Source organism: Phaeobacter gallaeciensis, assembly GCF_001678945.1.
In the GTDB taxonomy this organism is placed as follows: Bacteria; Pseudomonadota; Alphaproteobacteria; order Rhodobacterales; family Rhodobacteraceae; genus Phycobacter; species Phycobacter gallaeciensis_A.
On the sequence record NZ_CP015124.1, the window covers coordinates 3,924,900 to 3,943,778 of the forward strand.

Annotated in this window: 19 protein-coding genes; 7 read left to right on the plus strand and 12 right to left on the minus strand. The window is 60.4% G+C overall.

What is annotated here, in order from left to right:
* Window positions 1-150 precede the first annotated feature (150 nt).
* Window positions 151-927: a transporter substrate-binding domain-containing protein gene (locus JL2886_RS18470; RefSeq protein ID WP_065273334.1), complete on the plus strand. Its 777-nt coding sequence runs from the start codon at window positions 151-153 to the stop codon at window positions 925-927.
* A gap of 254 nt (window positions 928-1,181) precedes the next feature.
* The gene (locus JL2886_RS18475; RefSeq protein ID WP_082996132.1) at window positions 1,182-2,960 is read left to right on the plus strand and encodes a methyl-accepting chemotaxis protein; all 1,779 of its coding nucleotides are present in this window, start codon (window positions 1,182-1,184) and stop codon (window positions 2,958-2,960) included.
* A gap of 72 nt (window positions 2,961-3,032) precedes the next feature.
* Here the strand turns inward: JL2886_RS18475 and JL2886_RS18480 are convergent, their stop codons facing one another.
* The 3 genes from JL2886_RS18480 to JL2886_RS18490 all read right to left on the minus strand — a co-directional run bounded on the left by JL2886_RS18480 (window position 3,033) and on the right by JL2886_RS18490 (window position 6,098).
* Window positions 3,033-4,043, minus strand: a complete 1,011-nt coding sequence (locus tag JL2886_RS18480; RefSeq protein WP_065273336.1) for a hypothetical protein — start codon at window positions 4,041-4,043, stop codon at window positions 3,033-3,035.
* A gap of 124 nt (window positions 4,044-4,167) precedes the next feature.
* A complete protein-coding gene (locus JL2886_RS18485; RefSeq protein WP_065273337.1) occupies window positions 4,168-4,359 on the minus strand; it encodes a YgaP family membrane protein in 192 nt (63 codons plus the stop codon).
* A 110-nt stretch (window positions 4,360-4,469) separates the two neighbouring features.
* Window positions 4,470-6,098 carry an AMP-binding protein gene (locus tag JL2886_RS18490; protein WP_065273822.1) on the minus strand — a complete coding sequence of 543 codons (1,629 nt, stop codon included), beginning with the start codon at window positions 6,096-6,098 and terminating at the stop codon, window positions 4,470-4,472.
* Between the two features lie 77 nt (window positions 6,099-6,175).
* On the opposite strand from JL2886_RS18490, the gene JL2886_RS18495 reads away from it, so the two are divergent.
* The 3 genes from JL2886_RS18495 to JL2886_RS18505 all read left to right on the plus strand — a co-directional run bounded on the left by JL2886_RS18495 (window position 6,176) and on the right by JL2886_RS18505 (window position 8,574).
* Window positions 6,176-7,099 (plus strand): DMT family transporter, encoded by a 924-nt coding sequence (locus JL2886_RS18495; RefSeq protein ID WP_065273338.1) that lies wholly within the window; start codon window positions 6,176-6,178, stop codon window positions 7,097-7,099.
* 52 nt (window positions 7,100-7,151) lie between these two features.
* Entirely contained in the window at window positions 7,152-7,802 is a 651-nt protein-coding gene (locus JL2886_RS18500) for a sulfotransferase family 2 domain-containing protein (protein WP_065273339.1), read from the plus strand.
* 109 nt (window positions 7,803-7,911) lie between these two features.
* On the plus strand, window positions 7,912-8,574 hold the full coding sequence (locus tag JL2886_RS18505; RefSeq protein ID WP_065273340.1) for a Hint domain-containing protein: 663 nt from the start codon (window positions 7,912-7,914) through the stop codon (window positions 8,572-8,574).
* A 127-nt stretch (window positions 8,575-8,701) separates the two neighbouring features.
* On the opposite strand, the gene JL2886_RS18510 is transcribed toward JL2886_RS18505, so the two are convergent.
* The 9 genes from JL2886_RS18510 to JL2886_RS18550 form a co-directional block, all read right to left on the minus strand.
* On the minus strand, window positions 8,702-10,906 hold the full coding sequence (locus JL2886_RS18510) for a 3-hydroxyacyl-CoA dehydrogenase NAD-binding domain-containing protein (RefSeq protein WP_065273341.1): 2,205 nt from the start codon (window positions 10,904-10,906) through the stop codon (window positions 8,702-8,704).
* The gene (locus tag JL2886_RS18515) at window positions 10,903-11,388 is read right to left on the minus strand and encodes a cupin domain-containing protein (RefSeq protein WP_065273342.1); all 486 of its coding nucleotides are present in this window, start codon (window positions 11,386-11,388) and stop codon (window positions 10,903-10,905) included. Before JL2886_RS18515 ends, JL2886_RS18510 begins: the two co-directional genes overlap by 4 nt.
* A complete protein-coding gene (locus JL2886_RS18520; protein ID WP_065273343.1) occupies window positions 11,388-12,599 on the minus strand; it encodes an acetyl-CoA C-acetyltransferase in 1,212 nt (403 codons plus the stop codon). Before JL2886_RS18520 ends, JL2886_RS18515 begins: the two co-directional genes overlap by 1 nt.
* Window positions 12,600-12,609: 10 nt before the next feature.
* The gene (locus JL2886_RS18525) at window positions 12,610-13,242 is read right to left on the minus strand and encodes a glutathione S-transferase family protein (RefSeq protein ID WP_065273344.1); all 633 of its coding nucleotides are present in this window, start codon (window positions 13,240-13,242) and stop codon (window positions 12,610-12,612) included.
* Between the two features lie 30 nt (window positions 13,243-13,272).
* Complete coding sequence (locus tag JL2886_RS18530) at window positions 13,273-14,424, minus strand: acyl-CoA dehydrogenase family protein (RefSeq protein ID WP_065273345.1); 1,152 nt, start codon at window positions 14,422-14,424, stop codon at window positions 13,273-13,275.
* Between the two features lie 35 nt (window positions 14,425-14,459).
* On the minus strand, window positions 14,460-14,672 hold the full coding sequence (locus tag JL2886_RS18535; RefSeq protein ID WP_065273346.1) for a hypothetical protein: 213 nt from the start codon (window positions 14,670-14,672) through the stop codon (window positions 14,460-14,462).
* A gap of 84 nt (window positions 14,673-14,756) precedes the next feature.
* The gene (locus JL2886_RS18540; RefSeq protein WP_065273347.1) at window positions 14,757-16,538 is read right to left on the minus strand and encodes an acyl-CoA dehydrogenase C-terminal domain-containing protein; all 1,782 of its coding nucleotides are present in this window, start codon (window positions 16,536-16,538) and stop codon (window positions 14,757-14,759) included.
* 78 nt (window positions 16,539-16,616) lie between these two features.
* A complete protein-coding gene (locus tag JL2886_RS18545) occupies window positions 16,617-17,018 on the minus strand; it encodes a MerR family transcriptional regulator (RefSeq protein ID WP_065273348.1) in 402 nt (133 codons plus the stop codon).
* A gap of 371 nt (window positions 17,019-17,389) precedes the next feature.
* Entirely contained in the window at window positions 17,390-17,758 is a 369-nt protein-coding gene (locus tag JL2886_RS18550) for a MerR family transcriptional regulator (RefSeq protein WP_065273349.1), read from the minus strand.
* 173 nt (window positions 17,759-17,931) lie between these two features.
* Here JL2886_RS18550 and JL2886_RS18555 point away from each other — a divergent pair, with 173 nt between their 5' ends.
* Complete coding sequence (locus JL2886_RS18555; RefSeq protein ID WP_065273823.1) at window positions 17,932-18,354, plus strand: PaaI family thioesterase; 423 nt, start codon at window positions 17,932-17,934, stop codon at window positions 18,352-18,354.
* Window positions 18,351-18,869 (plus strand): PaaI family thioesterase, encoded by a 519-nt coding sequence (locus tag JL2886_RS18560; RefSeq protein ID WP_065273350.1) that lies wholly within the window; start codon window positions 18,351-18,353, stop codon window positions 18,867-18,869. The genes JL2886_RS18555 and JL2886_RS18560 overlap by 4 nt, the downstream gene beginning before the upstream one ends.
* Window positions 18,870-18,879 lie beyond the last annotated feature (10 nt).

An 18,879-nucleotide genomic window follows, 5' to 3' on the forward strand; every position in this document is an offset into this window, starting at 1 on the left:
GAGGCGCTTCCACATTGATGCACATTTTATGTGCAGGTCAATTTTTCGCGAAGTTATGACCTTTTTTGCAACCTACAGGCGCGTGAGTGATAAGCACCCGTTAAGACGAATCGACTTCTTTGGCTTGGTACTCAATACCAGGAGCGAAGTATGAAGTTCGGAATTGCAGCATGTGTGTCTGCGTCTCTTCTCGTCTTTTCCAATTCCGCGGTAGCGGCCGAAATTACAGTCATGGCTGGTGATCTACCTCCGATGATCAATCAGGATGGCACCGGGCGCGAGGCCGAGATCATCTCGGCTGTTCTGGGCCACTGCGGCCACAGCGCTGTGTTCAAGATCCAGCCCTTCACCCGCCACTGGCAGTCCTTCGAAAAAGGCTCGGGTGATGCGGTGGCCACCGTGCCGCTGGGCATGCCCACGGCCGGCACCCAGACCAAAACCTACATCAACTATCAGAATGGTGTTTCGTTCCTGACCTCTTCAGAGCAGCAGGCCGATGCGCTGTCGGATCTGGATGGCTGGGACGTCGTGGCCTTTGAGGGCGCGAGCAACATCATCCCCGGTCTGGATGGTGCGACCGCAGGCTTCAAATCTTACCGCGAAATGGCGGACCAGAAGACCCAGAGCAAGCTGCTCTATGGCAAGCGGGTCGATGGCATTCTGGGCGATGGTATGCTCTTCGCTGAATTCAGCCGCCAGCTGCAGGAAGCTGGTTCTTCCGCTGGTGTCGACGCCAGCCAGCCGCTCGAATTCCGCGCCATCTTTGAACCCAGCCCCTATGTCATGAGCTTCCGGGATCCGGCGATTGCTGCTGATTTCGACCGCTGCTTTGGTGAGCTGGAAGCAGATGGGACCATCCAGGAGATCAACACCCGGTGGACCGACAAATACCGGGACGCGCTGGAAGACAACTACATGTCCTTCTGATCCGCAGCGGTGGCAGGCGTGTTGGTCTAACCCGGCCCGCGCCTACCACCCTGTGCAATCTGCCTTCGCGGGGGAACGACCCTTTGCGTGCGGCAGGCGCATAACCTCTCCTTCGGGAAAACGGGGCGCCATGCGTGGCGCCTCCAAAAAGAATTTTTGAACCCGGAACCCTGCTTGCCGGGGGTGTACGCAGCTCTGCATGCAGCCTGGCCTCAAGATCACTGACACGTTCGTCACCAAACCGGAGCACCATAATGAAACGCCAGCTTTCACGTTTCTTGGGCATGTCCATCAAGAAGAAACTGCTGCTGCCCATCCTCGCCTGCATTGTTGTATCGAACATTGCTTACACCGTCTTCTGGGCGTCCAAGCACAGCAGCGCCTTGATTGACGCCTTCGAGGATGAGGTCGGGCTGGCGCAACGGTTTGTCGGGCCTCCGGTCGCTGCGGCGGTCTGGGATTTCAACAGTGATGCGGCGCAGGGGGTAATCCAGGGCGTGGCGGATATGGAAAACGCTCTGTTCGCGCAGGTCGTGGTCGATGGTGAGACCTTTACCGAGGTGTTCGTAAGCGAGGACCGGCGCGCGGAAGTTACCGGGGCGGTGGAAACCCTGCTGGCGGATCCGCAGGAAGAGAAGACCACCGAGGTCAATCAAGTGGTCTACGTCAAGTTTCCGATCTCCCTCACCGATGGCACCGTTGTGGGGGAAATGGTGATGGGCTTTGACAACAGCGCGATCCAGGACACCGTCTCTGCGCTCTATCTGCAGTCTGCGGTCATCGGTCTTGCGATCTGTCTTGCAATTGGCCTGATCGTCTATTTCTCCGCGGCCTCGGTCACGCGTCCGCTGGACCGGATCGTTGATCGTATCGATGCGCTGCGCAATGGCGATACTGACAGCGCGGTGCCTGAAAAATCGCGTGGCGACGAGCTGGGCCGTCTGGCCGCTGCGGTTGTCGAATTCGTCGAGGCGATGCGCGCCAATGCCGAGCTGGAGGGGCAGTCCCGCGCTGCCGCGAAGGAGCAGGCGGATGTGGTTAAGGAACTGGCAAACGGTCTGAACAACCTGTCCAAGGGCAACCTCGGGTACCGGATCACCAAGGAAATGAGCGCCGAATATGCCGCGCTGCGCTCCGATTTCAACCAGACGGCCGAAGCATTGGATGACGTGATCGGGCGGGTGCTGAGCACGGTCGGAGATATTGAAGGTCAGATCGGCGAGATGGCGGTTGGCACGGACGAGCTGTCCCGCCGCACCGAAAATCAGGCGGCGACCCTGGAAGAAACTGCGGCTGCACTGGACAATATCACCTCCAATGTTCAATCCGCCACCGAACAGACCAAAGCGGTCGAAGGCACTATTGCCGAAACCACCAGCGAGGCGATGCGCAGCGGCGATATCGTGAAGCGGACCGTCGTGGCCATGCAGGAGATCAATGAGGCCTCGGGCAAGATTTCGGAGATCAACAGCGTGATCGACGATATCTCGTTCCAGACCAATCTGCTGGCGCTGAATGCTGGGGTTGAGGCGGCGCGCGCAGGTGAGGCCGGCCGTGGTTTTGCCGTGGTGGCCTCCGAAGTGCGGTCGCTGGCGCTGAAGTCGGCCAATTCGGCGAATGAAATCCGGGAACTGATCCAGAGCAGCTCGGAAAAGGTCAAGATCGGCGTAGAACTGGTTGATGAGGCTGGTAAATCTCTGGACGAGATTATCACCAAGATCCAGTCGGTGTCGACCCTGGCCAGCCAGATCGCCGAGTCTTCCGGTGAGCAGGCCTCGACCATCTCCGAGATCAACTCGGGTATGACCGAGCTGGACCGGGTGACGCAGCAGAACGCGAGCATGGTTCTGAAATCCAGTGAGCAGGGCAAGTCGTTGCAGCAGGCCGCGACCGAGCTGGCGCAACTGGTGGCGCAGTTCAAACCCTCGTCTTCGTCTTTCGCTTCGGCTCCAACGCCCAGTGCCCATGGTGATTGGGATCTCTCGGGGCAGGGCTATGACGATGATTTTGGTCAGGAGCTCATGGCGGGCTAACTCGCTTTTTACGCGAAGGGAAATCCATTGCGCCCGGGCCGTTGGTCCGGGCGATTTTGTGTCTTCCTGGGGTTAGCTGCAGATGTTCTGTAGGCGCACCCAGTCGCGGTCATTGAGAACCGGTTCCAGAACCCGGCCTGCCATCGGATCGGCCTCGATCAGCCCGATGGTGGTCTCTCCGGTGATATCCAGCGCATAGGCGTAAGGAGTGGACGGGATCGCGGTGCGGGCAAATTCGGCCAGCAGCGTCTCATCCGCAACCTCGGGGCGCGGTGTGCTGAGAACCGTTTCAACATAGTGATCGAGTGTCTCGCGTTTCAGCTGTCCCGTGGTCAAAAGCCGGAAGGAGGCCAGCACACCGCCTGATGCCAGCAGTTCTGCCAGCGGGTCCTGCGCCTCGGCCCGGGCCCGTTCGGCCAAAACGGCTCCTGCTGCCACGGCAGGGTCTTCGTGATCCTCGACAAACGTCCGGTTCAAAAGAACGATACCACCCGGCAGGTGCAGGCTGGTGGCGAGGCCGGAGCGGAACACAACAAGACGGCGCACGCCTGTGCGTAGCGCGAGTTTTTCCAGAATGGGCACCGTGTCCGCCGTGCTGCAGGCCTGACCGGTAACCCGCTCAATCCGGCCAAGCAGCGCCTGACCCAGCGCCTTGCGCTTGATATCGGGCACAACGCTGACGGCGTGGTTCTGCAGCGCGCTCGGCAGCCATAGAAATACCACCAGCGCAAGGACGACCAGACTGGCAAGGACGCTTGCCGCGCGCAGGCGCCCGGGATGCGGACGGCGCCTATCAATGGCGGCCCGCACCTTGTCGATCGCCTCGAGCATGGTGGTTTCATCTTCTGCGATCTCCAGCGTTTCACCGGGATCGCCATCGGGATGAAAGATCGCCGGGAATTCGCCGGGGTTGGCACGTTCGACCGCCGCCAAGGACCAATGCGCCAGGGGGCGGTCGCTCATGTCGGTGATGGTCAGCGTCGCATCCCCAACCGAGATGATCACATCCCGGCGCTGCGCATCAGGAGCTGCGCGCCACAAACCCGCAGCCTCCAGCCGTTCGAAGTCCCTGAGTGCGGTCATTCAGCCTGCCCGTATCATTGCGGTTGTTCTGTTTGCCGCAGGATAGCATGCCTCACGGCACAGCAGCAAACCGCTTTGCCGCAGATTTCACAACTCAGTGGGGCGCCTTAGCGACCGCCGTGCCTCACGCGGGTTTCAAACCCATACGGGCAAAGATCATCGCTGCCGGGCAAAACCCGGTAAAGGCCGATTGAAACAGGTTGGCGCCGACAAAGACCGTCAGCCAGACCCAGTTGGGCGACACGAATTGCGTCAGCACCACGGACAGCAATACCATGAAACCGGCAAGCGCCATAACCGCTTTGTTGATCGTCATGTCTTATCCTTTCTGATACGCGCGCCCTGCGGCGCCTTCATATTCAAAAATAAGAATAAGACTTGGTGAATGCAAGAGGCAACCGACGGGCAGGCCCGCCGGTGCCGATATTATTGACCGTTTGCGATCTTGCGCAGCTCAAATTTCTGGATTTTCCCGGTCGATGTCTTGGGCAACTCCTGGAACACCACCTTTTTGGGCGCCTTGAACCCAGCCAGAGTCTCGCGGGAGAAGGCGATCAGCCCGGCCTCATCCACAGATGCGCCTTCTTTCAGTTCGACAAAGGCGCAGGGAACCTCTCCCCATTTCTCGTCCTGCTTGGCCACAACGGCAGCCAGATTGACATCCGGGTGGGCCATCAGCACGCCCTCTACCTCGACCGAGGAGATATTCTCGCCGCCGGAAATGATGATGTCCTTGGCACGGTCGGCGATCTGGATATAGCCATCGGGGTGCTGGATCGCGATATCGCCCGAATGGAAGTAGCCACCTTTGAAGCTCTCGGCTGTTGCCTCAGGGTTTTTCAGATACCCCTTCATCACCGAATTGCCGCGCATGACGATTTCGCCCTGATCCTTGGCATTCATCGGGATCTGATGCATGTCGTCATCCACGACGGTGATATGGTCCATCATCGGGAAGGCAACGCCCTGACGCGCCTTGATCGCGGCGCGGCCCTGCTGGTCCAGCGTGTCCCAGCTGCCGCCTTTCCACAGGCATTCGGTGACATGGCCATAGGTCTCGGTGAGGCCATAGACCTGCGTCACGTGAAAGCCGAGCTTTTCGATTTTCTCCAGCGTTGCCGGGGCAGGCGGGGCTCCGGCGGTAAAGACCTCGACCGTGTGGTCAAAGGCACGGCGGTCCTCTTCCTTGGCGTTGACGATGGTGTTGAGCACAATGGGCGCGCCGCCGAAATGGGTGACGCCTTCATCCGCAATCGCGTTATAGACAGCAGACGCGGTAATGTTGCGGCAGCAGACCAGCGTGCCGCCCAGAACCGGCATCATCCATGTGTGGTTCCAGCCGTTGCAGTGAAACAGTGGCACGATGGTCAGGTAGACCGGGTGCATCACCATGCGCCAGGAGATCACCGTGCCCATGGTCATCAGATAGGCGCCGCGGTGATGGTAGACGACCCCCTTGGGACGTCCCGTGGTGCCTGAGGTATAGTTCAGCGCCAGGCTTTCCCATTCGTCCTCGGGCATGATCCAGTCGAAATCATGCGCTGCATTGCCTAGCACGTCCTCATAAATGGAATAGCGGCCAGAAGCGGTGAAACCAGCCTCGATGTCCGGCACTTCGATCAGGATCGGTCCGTCGCCCTCCATCCGCTCCTTGGCCGCTTCGGCGAGGGCCAGGAATTCGCTGTCCACCAGTGCGACCTTGGCCTCGCCATGCTCAAAGATATAGGCCACCGTGTCCACATCCAGGCGGGTGTTGATGGTGTTGAGGACGGCGCCGCAGGCGGGCACGCCAAAATGCGCTTCGGCCTGGGCGGGCAGGTTGGGGATCAGCGTTGCGACCACATCGCCCGGTTTCACGCCCATCCCCGCCAGCGCCGAGGCCAGCCGGGTGCAGCGGTCGTAATAGGCGGCATAGGTCTTGCGGTGCTTGCCATAGACCACCGCCGGAACGTCGGAAAACACATGCGCGGCCCGGCGCAGATGCGACAGCGGGGTCAGCGGAACATAGTTTGCCGCATTTTTTTCCAGTCCCGTTTCATCCTGCATCCAGCCCATGAATTTTCCTCCCATGATTCTGCGCCGTGTCGCTTAGAGGACAGATATTGCCGAAAGTTACTTTCATTGAAAGAGATATGAAACAATTGACCATTCCCCCCGGCGTGGCAGGCAGTCAGACCACAGCCGCGCAGGCGATGCTGGCCGCCATGGCCATCATCGGTATCAGTGACAATGCCGTGCCGCTCATGGCGGAGCAGATCGGAATCTGGCAGTTCTACTTGTTGCGTACGGTCATCACCCTGCCGTTGATCTGGGTCATGATGCGTGCCGGCCTGGGCGGGCTACGGCCGCAGCGGCTGGGGCCGGTGGCGCTGCGGGGCTTTCTGGTGGCGGTGTCGATGGTGTTCTACTTTTCAGCCGTCGCGCTGATGCCGCTGGCGCAGGCGCTGGCCGGGCTTTTCACCTCGCCGATCCTGATCGTGCTGATCTCGGTGCTGTTTCTGAAGCATCGTATCGGCCCGGTCCGTATCGGGGCGGTGGTGCTGGGGTTTGTCGGTGTGCTGTGCGTGTTGCAGCCGGACCTGTTCGATTTCGACTGGCTGATCCTGCTGCCGATCTGTGGCGGGCTGTTCTACGCGCTGGGATCTATGGCGACCGGGCTGATGTGCCGGGGCGAAAGCACGGTGTCGATGTTGTTTGCCATGCTGCTGGCGCAGGCGGTGATCGGGGCTGTGGCCCTAGGCGGGCTGGCGGTCTGGCCGTTGCCGGTGGCCGAGGGCGCCGATGGGTTTGTCACCCGGGGCTGGGTCTGGCCAGTGTGGGAGATTTCGCATTGGCTGCTGCTGCAGGGTATGGCTTCGGTCGTCGGGGTGTTCCTGATCACCAAGGCCTATCAGCAGGGCGAGGCGTCTTATGTTGCAGTCTTCGAATATTCGGTGATCATCGTCGGACCCGCCTTTGCCTGGCTTGTGTTCGGTCAGACGCTGAATCTGCTGCAAATGGCGGGAATCGGCCTGATTGTTCTGGCCGGGGCGACACTGGCCCTGCGCGGATCGTAAACCGCAGCGGTCCGCCGTTTTCTTTTCCCGCGGGACTGCATAGGCTGGCGTCATGATCCTGTCCCCCGGCCGCAACTTCGTTTTTATCCATATCCCAAAAACCGGGGGCACCTCTCTGTCGTTGGCGCTGGAGGCGCGGGCGATGAAGGACGACATGATGCTGGGGGATACGCCCAAGGCGCGCAACCGGCGGCGGCGGCTGAAGGAGGTGCAGACGCGGGGTAGGTTGTGGAAACATTCCACCCTCGCAGATATCGAAGGGCTGCTGCCGGAGGACCAGATGAGGGGGCTTTTTGCCTTTACTCTGGTGCGCAATCCCTTTGATCGGGCGGTCAGCTATTACCACTGGCTGCGGGACCAGACGTTCGATCATCCTGCAGTCACGCGATCCAAGGCCTTGGATTTCCGCGAATTTATCCTGCATTCCGATACACTTTCGGCGTTTCGTGCGCATCCGCCGCGTTCCTACATGCGCCATGCGGACGGGAGCGAACAGTGTCAGGCCTATATCCGGATTGAGTATTTTGAGAAGGATGCTGAGCCGCTGTTTGATCATCTCGGCTTTCGGCTGAACCTAGAGCGGGCCAATGCTTCGGTCCGGGCGCGGGATTGGCGGGAATATTACGATCTGCAAAGTCGCGCCGCACTGGCGGCAAGCTGCGCTGAAGAAATTGAACAATTTGAATATTCTTTTAACGTTTAACCTTTACCTCTGTTTAAGACGGGCAAAACCGCCCGCGCGAAACGGATGTAACAGGCTAAACGGCGCAGGGGACAGGCACCCCGGACCGAAAGGCCGGAAAGGATCGCAGATGCTTGATTGGTTCCAGAAACGCAGCAACCCTTTTTCCGAGGGCGCGGCGCCGATGGTGTCGGTTGGGCAGGGTGGTTTTCTGGCCGGAACCCATGCGGCGTCGAACCTGGGCTGGCGCCCGGTCGAGGCGTTGACTGTCGGCGACCAGCTTTTGACCTTTGATCATGGCATGCAGCCACTGGTCGAAGTGCGGCGCGAAACGGTGCTGGTGGGTGAAGGCGACGTGGACCCGGTGTTCTGCCCACTGCTGGTGCCGCAGGACGCGCTGAACAACCGCGTGCCGATGTATCTGATGCCGGATCAGGGCGTTCTGATGGAAAGTGATCTGGTCGAGGACGCCCATGGCGATCCCTTTGCCGTGGTTCCCGCCTGTGCGCTGGACGGCTATCGCGGTATCCGCCGCCTGCATCCAGGCGAGCGGATGGAGTTGATCATCCCCCGCTTTGCCCGGGACGAGGTGATCTATTTGGAGGCTGGCTTCCTTGGCTTTGCACCGATGCAAGGCGATCTGCTGAATGGCGCCGCCGCACCTGAGTTCTACAATGTACTGTCGGCAGCCGAGGCGCGTGATCTTGTGCTGGCCATGGCTGCAGCAGAGCAACTTGGGGGTTTTGGTGCTGGCCCCACGATTGACCCTTCGGGAGCTCCGTCCCTGATCTGAGGTTCCGCCCGGTAAAAGAAACTGGGTGAGCCGGTCAGGGTTTTGGTTTTACTACAGAGCCTTACCAAGAAACAAAAATGGCCGACCCGGTTTGGGGTCGGCCATTTCGTTTGTTGAGTGCCCAATCTTAAGCAGCGGCGGCTGCATCCGGATTGAACCGGCCATAGAAGGTCTGACCCTTCTCCGCCATCTCCCGCAGCAGCGCCGGGCAGGTGAAGCGCTCACCGTAGGCTTCGGTCAGCTGATCGCAGCGTTCGGCAGCATAGGGCGTGCCGATGATGTCGAGCCAGCTGAGCGGGCCGCCGGACCAAGGCGCAAAGCCCCAGGCCAGGATTGCCCCCACGTCGCCTTCGCGGATATCCATCAGAACGCCTTCTTCCAGCGCGCGCACGGCTTCCAGCACCTGCGCAAACATCAGGCGTTCCTGCACTTCGATCAGATCGGGCTGGTCTTCGGCCAGCGGGTATTTCTCCTGCATGCCTTTCCAGTATTCGACCCGCTTGCCCTTTTCGTCATAGTCGAAGAAGCCGGCATTGGATTTGCGGCCCAGACGACCCAGATCTTCCATCCAGAAGATCAGATCATCCGCCGGGCTGTCGGGATAGGCATCGCCCATGGCAGCCTTGGTTGCGCGGGCGATCTTGGCACCCAGGTCGATCGAGGTCTCGTCGTTGAGCTGAATCGGACCCACCGGGAAGCCCAGCTGACGCGCTGCATTGTCGATCAGCACGGGCGACACGCCCTCGGTGATCATGCGCAGACCTTCGTTGATATAGGGAATGATGCAGCGGTTGGCGTAGAAGAAACGCGCATCATTCACCACGATCGGGGTCTTGCGGATCTGACGGACATAGTCGAGCGCCTTGGCCACGGCACGGTCACCGGTTTCCTTGCCCTTGATGATCTCAACCAGCAGCATCTTCTCAACCGGGGAGAAGAAGTGGATGCCGATGAACTGCTCAGGACGGCTCGACGCCTTGGCCAGATCGGTTATCGGCAGGGTCGAGGTGTTGGAGGCGAAGATGCAATCCTCGGGGATGATCGCCTCGACCTTTTGGGTCATCTCGGCCTTGACGGCAGGATCTTCAAACACCGCTTCGATGATCAGATCGCAGCCTTTCAGCGCGTCCAGATCCGGCGTTGCGTTGATCAGGCCCAGCATCGCCTCTTTCTTCTCGGCCGTGACCTTGCCGCGTTTGATGCCCTTGTCCAGGTAAGCTTCGGTATAGGCCTTGCCCTTGTCGGCGGCGGCCTGATCGCGGTCCACCAGAACCACTTCCATACCGGCCTGCGCCGAAACCAGCGCGATGCCTGCGCCCATCATGCCCGCACCGAGAACACCCAGTTTCTTCACCCGCTGATCCGGCACGTCCTTGGGCCGCACGGCGCCTTTTTCCAGGGCTTCCTTGTTGAGGAACAGCGAACGGATCATCGCGCCGGAGGAGGGGTTCATGATCACGGAGGTGAACCAGCGGGCCTCGATCTTGAGCGCGGTGTCGAAATCGACGAGCGCGCCTTCATAGACCGCCGACAGAAGCGCCTTGGCCGCCGGGAAGGCGCCCTGTGTCTTGCCGTTGATCATCGCTGAGGCGCCGACGAAGTTCATGAAACCAGCCGGGTGATAGGGCGCGCCGCCGGGCATCTTGTAGCCTTTTGCGTCCCAGGGTTTCACTAGGTCTGCGGGTTTGGCATTCAGCACCCATTCTTTCGCGGCGGCGACGGGATCGGCTGCGATCTCATCGATATAACCGGCACTCTTGGCCTTTTTCGCGTCCAGCATCTTGCCTTCGAGCAACAGCGGCGCGGCTGCGATGGCGCCCACCTTGCGTACCATGCGGGTGGTGCCGCCGGCGCCGGGGAAGATACCGATCAGGATTTCCGGAAGACCATACTTCGCCTTAGGGTTTTCCGCGGCAAAGATGCGATGCGTGGACAGCGGCAACTCCATACCGATCCCCGCAGCGGTGCCGGGCAGGGCGGTGGCAATCGGCTTGCCGCCCTTCTTGGACTTGGGGTCCATGCCTGCCAGCTCGATCTTGCGCAGCAGGGCATGCATTTTCATGATGCCGTCAAAGACGCCGCGTGCGGGATCGTCTCCGGCTTCTTCCTTCATCACCGCCAGCAGGTTCAGGTCCATGCCGCCGGCAAAGGAGCCTTCCTTGCCCGAGGTGATCACGATGCCTTTGACCGCGTCGTCGGCTAGGGCGTCGTCGATGGCGGCTTCCAGTTCCATGAGCCCGTCAAAGGACATCACGTTCATGGTCTTGCCCGGCACATCCCAGGTGATGGTTGCGACGCCGTCAGCGTCCTTGGAAAGCGTAAACTCAGTCATGTTTCGTCTCCGATCTGGTCAGCCGTCAGCGGGCTGCCGTCCTTGCGGGTGAACACGGACCCGTTGGAGTCCTGTTTCACCATCATGTCCATATCGCTGTAATAAGCTGTCTCTGTTTCGGTGCGCGTGCCCACCACCAGGAAGGTGGCCGGCGCGTCGGTGCTGTTTTTCAGGTGATGGCCGTTGGCATCTCCTGCAGGAAAAGTGGCGCAGTCGCCGGGGTGTAGCTCGGTTTCCCCGTGATCATCGATCAGGGTGCAGACCCCGGCGGTGACCATCAGGAATTCGTCCTGGTCCATGTGGTAATGGCGCAAGGACGACAGGCCACCCGGTTCCAGCTGAACGAGGTTCACGCCAAACTGCGTGAGGCCACCCGCATCGCCCAAGCGCTGGCTGGAGCGGCCCGCGACCGCCTCGGCCAGTTTGCCGGGGTAGGCGGAGCCGGTCCGCCAGGGGATATCGGCCAGGTTCAGCTTGGGCATCAGACGCGCTCGATGATCGTGGCCGCGCCCATGCCGGATGCGATGCAGAGCGTCGCGAGACCAACTTCCTTGTCGGTGCGCTCCAACTCGTCCAGCAGCGTGCCGATGATCATCGCGCCGGTGGCGCCCAGCGGGTGGCCCATCGCGATGGAGCCGCCGTTGGGGTTCACGATGGCAGGGTCCACGTCAAACGCCTGCTGGAAGCGCAGCACGACCGAGGCAAAGGCTTCGTTGACTTCGAACAGGTCGATATCACTGATCGCCATGCCGTTGTCGGCAAGGATCTTCTGCGTTGCGGGCACAGGGCCGGTCAGCATGATGGTGGGATCGGTGCCGATCTTGGTGGTCGCCTTGATGCGGGCGCGGGGTTTCAGACCGTATTCCTCGCCGAACTCCTTGTTGCCGATCAGAACGGCGGCAGCGCCATCGACGATGCCAGAGGAGTTGCCCGCGTGGTGGATATGGTTGATCCGCTCCAGGTGCGGGTACTTCAGCTTTGCCACAGCATCAAAGCCGGGCATCTGTTCACCCATCATCTGGAACGAAGGGTTCAGCGCACCAAGGCTCTGCATGTCGGTCTGGGGGCGCATGTATTCGTCGCGGTCCAGAATGGTCAGACCGTTCTGATCGGTGACGGCGATCACCGACTTGTCGAAACGGCCATCGTCCCAGGCTTCCTTGGCGCGGCGTTGCGATTCAACGGCCAGCGCATCGGCCTGCTCACGCGAAAAGCCGTATTCTGTGGCGATGATATCGGCTGAGATGCCTTGCGGGACGAAATAGGTTTCCATCGCAACCGAGGGATCCACGGCGATGGCGGCGCCATCGCTGCCCATGGCAACGCGGCCCATCATCTCAACGCCGCCCGCGATATAGGCCTTGCCTGCGCCGCCCTTCACCTGGTTGGAGGCCAGGTTCACGGCCTCCATGCCCGAGGCACAGAAACGGTTGATGGCGAGGCCCGGAATGCTTTCGTCCAGATCCGAGGCCAGAACCGCGGTGCGTGCAAGGCAGCCGCCCTGTTCCATGACCTGGGTGACGTTGCCCCAGATCACGTCCTCGACGGCGTGACCGTCCAGATTGTTGCGCGCCTTCAGAGCGTTCAGGGTCAGCGCGGACAGGCGCACCGAGGTCACCTCGTGCAGGGAGCCGTCCTTGCGGCCCTTTCCGCGCGGGGTGCGGATCGCGTCATAGATATAAGCTTCGGTCATAAGTATCTCCTCAAGCTCGGTCCGACGGGTTGCCGGGCATCAGATCATAGGGGTGTTTCCAGCCGGGCGTTTCGCTGAGACGGGTCAGCCAGGCGTCGATATGGGGCCATTCGGCACGGTCAAAGCCGAAGGGTTCGGGATAATAAAGGTAGCCGCAGCACGAGAGGTCAGCATTGGTGATCCCATCGCCAACGATCCAGTCACGTCCGTCCAGATGGGCGTTCAGGGTCGCATAGGCGGCCTTGAGGCGTCCCTGCATGAAGCCAATCACCTGGTCGGGGCGCTTGTCTTCGGGTAGGAAGTTCATCAGGAACCGGGTCATGCCCGCCTGGCTGGAGAGTTTGTGGTTATCCCACAGAACCCAGCGCAGCACCTCGTATTTGTCCTCCGGCGCGCCGCCGAATTTGCCCGTTTTGTCGGTGATATACTGCTGGATGGCGCCGGACTGGGTCAGGCGCATGTCGCCGTCTTCCAGTACCGGTGCTTCGCCCATCACGTTCATTTCCCGGAATTCCGGCGTGCGGTTCACCCCGGCAAAGAAATCAACAAAGACCGGCTCCCACTCAAGGCCCGACAGCTCAAGCGCCAGGGCGGCCTTATAGGCGTTACCGCTTTCTCCGAAACAGTGCAGTTTGATGGTCATTCTTCAAATCCTCCCACGGAATTCAGCAGATCAAAGGCTGCGCGAAATCAGTTCCTTCATGATTTCATTGGTGCCACCGTAGATGCGCTGCACCCGGGCGTCAGCCCACATTTCCGCGACGGCGTATTCCTGCATGAAGCCATAACCGCCATGCATCTGGACGCATTCGTCCAGCACTTCGCCTTGGGTGTCGGTGGTCCAGTATTTCGCCATCGCCGCCTTTTCGACGGTCAACTTGCCTTGCAGATGCTCAGCCATGCATTCATCGAGGAAGGCGCGCGCAACCTTGGTCTTGGTCAGGCATTCCACCAGTTTGAAACGGGTGTTCTGGAACTGCGTCAGCGGGCCACCAAAGGCTTCGCGTTCCTTGCAATAGGCGATGGTGCGCTCGACCGCGCCCTCCATGGCCCCTACGGCACCACAGGCGATGATCAGACGTTCCTGCGGCAGCTGCTGCATCATCTGATAAAAGCCTTTGCCCTCTTCCTGGCCAAGGATGTTTTCCGGCGGGATTTCGACGTTGTCAAAGAACAGCTCGGAGGTGTCGGCAGCATGCAGGCCCACCTTGTCGAGGTTGCGTCCGCGCTGGAAGCCTTCGGCGCCGTCGGTTTCAAGCGCCACCAGCGACACACCTTTGGAACCCTGCGAGGGGTCCGTCTTGGCTGCGACCAGAATAAGATTGGCGTGTTGGCCATTGGTAATAAAGGTTTTTTGCCCGGACAGACGGTAGGCATTGCCATCGCGGATCGCCTTGGTCTTGATCCGCTGCACGTCCGAACCGGTGGAGGGTTCGGTCATCGCCAGTGCGCCAACCAGCTCACCTGATACCATCTTGGGCAGCCAGCGTTTCTTCTGCTCCTCGGTGCCGTACTGAAGAATGTAATGCGCAACGATGCCGGAATGGATGCCATGGCCCCAGCTCGCCAGATTGGCGCGGCTGCCTTCAATCAGGATTGCGGCCTCGTGCCCGAAATCACCGCCCGCGCCGCCGTATTCCTCGGGGATCGAGGGGCAGAGAAGCCCCAATTCACCGGCTTGGTTCCACGTCTCGCGGTCCATCATCCCCTGTTTGCGCCATTTTTCGTATTTTGGCATCCATTCGTTGGTGATGAACTGCGCCGTCATGTCGGCCAGCATCTGGTGCTCGTCTGTCATCCAGGCGGAACGGGTCTCGGTGCTCATGTCTCTCCCTTTCAGCACGCGTCGTTGCGGCGTGCCTATCGTTTTCTGTCCTCCAGCGCGCTGTTGAAAAGACGCAGCCGGTGGGTCAGGTTTTCGCTGTCGGTGACGCTGTCGAAATTCTCAAAAAGGAATGACAGCGCCTCTCCCTCGTCCAACCCGGCCTCATGGGCAAAACGTCTCAGCCTGCGATAACCATCCTCGGTCATGGCAACCGGAAAGCGGCGGGTCAGGCGGAACCGTTTTGGCATGGTTCGGTGGTCCTTTTGGTCTGGGCACCGGGCCGGAAGTGAAGGCAAAGCAGGGCGTCCCGGTTGGAACGCCCCGGCAAAGGATCAGAAGCTTGCCGCGTCCAGCGCCATCACCGTATCCGCACCGCTCTGGATGCGCACAAGGTGCAGCTGCGTGGCGGGCAGGCGCCGTGCCATGTAGTAACGGCCGGTGGTCAGCTTTGTCTTGTAGAACGCCGCGTCAGAGGTTCCGGCCTCCAGCGCAGCATGCGCCGCCTTTGCCATCTGCGCCCACATCAGGCCAAGGCAGACATGACCGAACATGTGCATGAAGTCATAAGAGCCAGAGAGCGCGTTGTTGGGGTTCTTCATGCCGTTCTGCATGAAATACATGCCCGCGGCCTGAAGATCCTTGGAGGCGGCCTTCAGCGGCTCGATGAAGTCCTTGGCGTAATCCTCGGAGATGCCGGCGTTTTCCTTGCAGAAATTTTTCACCAGCTCAAAGAAGGCCATGACGTGCTTGCCGCCGTCCTGCGCCAGTTTGCGGCCCACGAGATCCAGCGCCTGAACGCCGTTCGCACCTTCATAGATCTGCGCGATACGGGCGTCGCGGGTGTACTGGCTCATCCCGTGTTCTTCGATATAGCCGTGGCCGCCATAGACCTGCTGGGCCTTCACGGTCATGTCGTAGCCTTCGTCGGTCAGGAAGCCCTTGATCACCGGAGTCAGCAGCGAGACCAGACCGTCGGCGTCCTTGTCACCGTCGCGGTGCGCCTTGTCGATCATGGTTGCGCCCCACAGAAGGAAGGCACGGCCCCCTTCGACAAAGCTCTTCTGATCCATCAGGCTGCGGCGGATGTCCGGGTGCACGATCAGCGGATCGGCCGGGCCATCGGGGTTCTTGACGCCGGTCACGTCACGGCCCTGGAGGCGGTCCTTGGCGTATTCAACAGCGTTTTGATAGGCGGCTTCGGCCTGGGCCACGCCCTGCATACCGACACCCAGACGGGCTTCGTTCATCATGGTGAACATGGCGCGCATGCCCTTGTGCTCGGTGCCAAGGAGGTAGCCGGTCGCCTCGTCATAGTTCATCACACAGGTCGAGTTGCCGTGGATACCCATCTTCTTTTCGATATTGCCCACCGAGACGCCATTGCGTTCGCCGACCGAGCCGTCTTCGTTGACGATGAATTTCGGGACGATGAACAGGCTGACGCCCTTGATACCCTCGGGGCCGCCGGGGATCTTGGCCAGAACCAAATGGATCACGTTGTCGGACATGTCGTGATCGCCAGCCGAGATAAAGATCTTCTGGCCTGACACCTTGTAGGTGCCATCTGCCTGCGGTTCTGCCTTGGTACGCATCAGACCCAGATCGGTGCCGCAATGCGGTTCGGTCAGGTTCATGGTGCCGGTCCATTCGCAAGACACCATCTTGGGCAGGTAGGTGTCTTTCTGCGCGTCGGTGCCATGCGCCAGGATCGCCGAGGCGGCGCCATGGGTGAGGCCCTGATACATCACAAATGCCTGGTTGGCCGAGGAGAACAGCTCACCCACCGCGGTGCCCAGCACATAGGGCATGTTCTGGCCGCCGTATTGTTCTGGCATATCCAGACCGGTCCAGCCGCCTTCCTTGACCTGCTCAAAGGCGTCCTTGAAGCCGGTCGGGGTGTAGACAATCCCGTTTTCCAGGCGGCAGCCTTCGGTATCACCCACCACGTTCAGCGGGTGCAGAACCTCGGAGCTGATCTTACCAGCCTCTTCCAGAATGGCGCCGGTGAAATCGCGTTCCAACTCGCTATATCCCGGCGTGGCGGCCTCGGAGACTTTCAAGACATCGTGCAGGATGAACTGGGTGTCCTTGGTGGGAGCATTGTAAACGGGCATCGCGGTCCTCGTTGAATTTCTTCAGTGTTTGTCTGGCGTGACCTCCCGAAGGACGGAAGGCCGGGGCGGGGCAGCCGGTTATTCGGCAGCCTCCTGTTCGGATTTCATCGAGGCGATGACACTTTCGCCCCATTTCAGCTGCTGTTGCAGATCTTCGATCGCTTCGTTCAGCTCGTCCCGCTGGCGTTCCATATCGGCGAGCCGTTCGCAGGCGACATCATAGGTGCGCGAAAGCTGCGTCAGCTGCTGGTCCCCGATGTGATAAAGGTCCAGAAGCTGGCGGATTTCCTCAAGGCTAAAGCCAAACCGTTTTCCACGCAGGATCAGTTTCAGGCGTGCGCCGTCCCGCTTGGTGAACAGGCGTTTCTGGCCGTCGCGGATCGGGAACAACAGTTCCTTGGCTTCGTAAAACCGCAGGGTGCGCGGAGTCACGTCGAACTCATCGCACATCTGACGGATGGATTTTGTCTCTTCGGTCATCGTCGTCACTCTTGACTGCTGGGTGCAGCCTAAAATTGAACAGCTGAGGCGTGTTTTACAACATCTTCTTGACGTTTACGTAAGCTGTACGCTGCGTCACATGCGTGGGTGACGTGGAGAGAGCCGTTTATGACGCTGCGTCGGGCTCCGGAACGCCCGGAAAATCCGACGAAATGCGGATCCGGGGCAGGGGAAAAGACGGAATTCAGGTCGGATCTTTCGGGATTCGATGCGGCGGTGCGGCGAATCCCACCCAGCACGTCAGATATGCCGCGCGGGCGGTTCAAGGGCACTTCACAGCGCGGCCACGCAGGCATAGCTGCCGCGTGAAATCCGGTATTCCGAGAGCCGCCGAAACGGGAGTTTTCGTGTTATTTCGCCAGAGCCAGGGTGGTGACGCGCAGGGCGCTCAGCTCTTCCATGGCCTCATCCAGCTGCTCGCGCTGCTTTTGCAGCTCGATCATCTGCCGGTCCGCCATCTCCACAAAGGCCTGCATTTGTGCCTGATCGCCTTCGTTTTCGCGGATCAGCAGCCATTGCCGGATCTCTTCCAGCTGAAAGCCGAACCGGCGTCCGCGCAGGATCAGCTTCATCCGCGCCTTTTCGCGCGGGCCGTAGAACCGCGACCGCCCTTCGCGATCGGGCTGCAGCAGCTCGATGTACTCGTAATAGCGCAATGTACGCGGTGTCACATCGAACGCAGCGCACATTTCCTTGAATGACAATCTGGCTTCGGTCATCCACTTTCTCCCCTTGGCCGCGAACCTATGCAACTGCGGCAAACAGTGCAAGCACCCGCAGCAGGCAACTTCATCCGACGTCACGGAGCGCTGTGATCACGGGGTTGCGCTTTGGGGCGGGCAGGGCCAAGGTTGCGCATACAAAGACCAAACAGATCAAAGGGAACGCCCCTATGGCGGATAAGACCCAGCTGGCGCGCCAGTTCATCGAAGCCATCCCCCACGCCCGTGAATTGGGCATGGTGCTGACCGAAATCGGCGATGGTATGGCCGAAATCACCATGGCTTATGATGAAAAACTGATCGGTGATCCAGAAACGGGCGTTATTCATGGCGGCGCGGTTTCGGCCGTGATGGACACCTGCTGCGGTGCGGCAGTGATGAGCCATCCCTCGGCGCCCGGCGGCACCGCAACCATTGATCTGCGCATCGACTATATGCGGGCAGCGACCCCGGGGCAGACCATTGTCACCCGGGCCACCTGCCATCACATCACCCGCAACGTTGCCTTTGTCCGCGCGGTTGCGATGGATGACGACAGCGACCGCCCCGTGGCTACGGCTTCGGGTGCCTTCACAGTGGAGAAAGGGTTTTGAACCGTTCCCGACCCGAACCCGTTCAGGTGGTCAAGCAGCGCCGCGATGCCGCCCTTGCCGCCCTTGTCGAGGCCGTGCCTTATATCCGTTTTCTGGGGATCACCTTTGACCGGCGCGGGGATGAGCTGACGGCGATCCTCAACTTCGATGAGAAGCTGATCGGCAATCCGTTCCTGCCCGCTATCCATGGCGGCGTCACGGCGGCTTTCCTTGAGGTCACATCAGTGGTCACACTGAACTGGGCGCATTTGTGGCCGAAAATCGAATCCGGCGAGCTGGACCCGAATGAGCTTACGGCAGGCAAACTGCCGCGCCAGCCCAAGACGATCGATTTCACAGTTGATTACCTGCGATCTGGCCTGCCGCGTGATGCCTATGCGCGGGCGACGGTGAACCGGGCTGGGCGCCGCTATGCCTCGGTCCATGTCGAGGCCTGGCAGGATCACAAGGACCGGCTGTTCGCGCAGGCCACCGGCCATTTCCTGATCCCGCAGGATCCTGTGAAAAAGGATTGAACCGGGTGTC

Bases quoted from the DNA above. Each gene is read 5' to 3' on its own strand.
- JL2886_RS18505 (WP_065273340.1), top strand. From the start codon at position 7,912: ATGCTTGATTGGTTCCAGAAACGCAGCAACCCTTTTTCCGAGGGCGCG.
- JL2886_RS18480 (WP_065273336.1), bottom strand. From the start codon at position 4,043: ATGACCGCACTCAGGGACTTCGAACGGCTGGAGGCTGCGGGTTTGTGG.
- JL2886_RS18545 (WP_065273348.1), bottom strand. From the start codon at position 17,018: ATGACCGAAGAGACAAAATCCATCCGTCAGATGTGCGATGAGTTCGAC.
- JL2886_RS18470 (WP_065273334.1), top strand. From the start codon at position 151: ATGAAGTTCGGAATTGCAGCATGTGTGTCTGCGTCTCTTCTCGTCTTT.
- JL2886_RS18485 (WP_065273337.1), bottom strand. From the start codon at position 4,359: ATGACGATCAACAAAGCGGTTATGGCGCTTGCCGGTTTCATGGTATTG.
- JL2886_RS18555 (WP_065273823.1), top strand. From the start codon at position 17,932: ATGGCGGATAAGACCCAGCTGGCGCGCCAGTTCATCGAAGCCATCCCC.
- JL2886_RS18540 (WP_065273347.1), bottom strand. From the start codon at position 16,538: ATGCCCGTTTACAATGCTCCCACCAAGGACACCCAGTTCATCCTGCAC.
- JL2886_RS18495 (WP_065273338.1), top strand. From the start codon at position 6,176: ATGAAACAATTGACCATTCCCCCCGGCGTGGCAGGCAGTCAGACCACA.
- JL2886_RS18520 (WP_065273343.1), bottom strand. From the start codon at position 12,599: ATGACCGAAGCTTATATCTATGACGCGATCCGCACCCCGCGCGGAAAG.
- JL2886_RS18535 (WP_065273346.1), bottom strand. From the start codon at position 14,672: ATGCCAAAACGGTTCCGCCTGACCCGCCGCTTTCCGGTTGCCATGACC.
- JL2886_RS18490 (WP_065273822.1), bottom strand. From the start codon at position 6,098: ATGGGCTGGATGCAGGATGAAACGGGACTGGAAAAAAATGCGGCAAAC.
- JL2886_RS18510 (WP_065273341.1), bottom strand. From the start codon at position 10,906: ATGACTGAGTTTACGCTTTCCAAGGACGCTGACGGCGTCGCAACCATC.
- JL2886_RS18515 (WP_065273342.1), bottom strand. From the start codon at position 11,388: ATGCCCAAGCTGAACCTGGCCGATATCCCCTGGCGGACCGGCTCCGCC.
- JL2886_RS18530 (WP_065273345.1), bottom strand. From the start codon at position 14,424: ATGAGCACCGAGACCCGTTCCGCCTGGATGACAGACGAGCACCAGATG.
- JL2886_RS18525 (WP_065273344.1), bottom strand. From the start codon at position 13,242: ATGACCATCAAACTGCACTGTTTCGGAGAAAGCGGTAACGCCTATAAG.
- JL2886_RS18550 (WP_065273349.1), bottom strand. From the start codon at position 17,758: ATGACCGAAGCCAGATTGTCATTCAAGGAAATGTGCGCTGCGTTCGAT.
- JL2886_RS18500 (WP_065273339.1), top strand. From the start codon at position 7,152: ATGATCCTGTCCCCCGGCCGCAACTTCGTTTTTATCCATATCCCAAAA.
- JL2886_RS18475 (WP_082996132.1), top strand. From the start codon at position 1,182: ATGAAACGCCAGCTTTCACGTTTCTTGGGCATGTCCATCAAGAAGAAA.